At 55.3% G+C, this 501-nt stretch carries 1 pseudogene; it reads right to left on the bottom strand.

The window, feature by feature from the left end:
* Positions 1-501: pseudogene (locus tag EIZ37_RS25665) on the bottom strand (5-methyltetrahydropteroyltriglutamate--homocysteine S-methyltransferase); the annotation flags it as partial.

Here is a 501-nt window from a genome sequence, read left to right on the forward strand (position 1 = left end):
GCCGGAGCTCTGTACCCAACCGTTTTGCGTAAAGACAAAGCCATCCAGATGCTCGCCAAAGTATTCCACCATGTCATTACGCTCGGCCTCGCCATGTACCAGCACATCCAGTCCCAAACGTTCCTGCTCAACAATGGCCTGCTTGATATGTTCCGCAATGCCTGTGCGGTAGTTGTTGGCGTCGAGATTACCCTTTTTGAAATCCAGACGCAGGGTACGAATCTCCGTGGTTTGCGGGAAGGAACCAATCGTGGTGGTCGGCCACGCGGGCAGTTTAAAACGCGCACGCTGGGCTTCAGCACGCACTTCATAGACATTCGCACGCTGACTGTCCTGAGCGGTGATCGCCGCCAGACGCTTTTCTACTGCCGGATTATGTACACGAGTAGAGTGACGACGCGCCTGAATCGGAGCGCTCCACTCTGCCAGAGCTGCCGTATCACCACTGTTCAACGCATCGCGCAGCAATGCCAGTTCATGACATTTTTGCAGAGCTCCGGC

It is taken from the genome of Brevibacillus migulae (assembly GCF_004521915.1).
GTDB lineage: Bacteria > Bacillota > Bacilli > Brevibacillales > Brevibacillaceae > Brevibacillus_F > Brevibacillus_F migulae.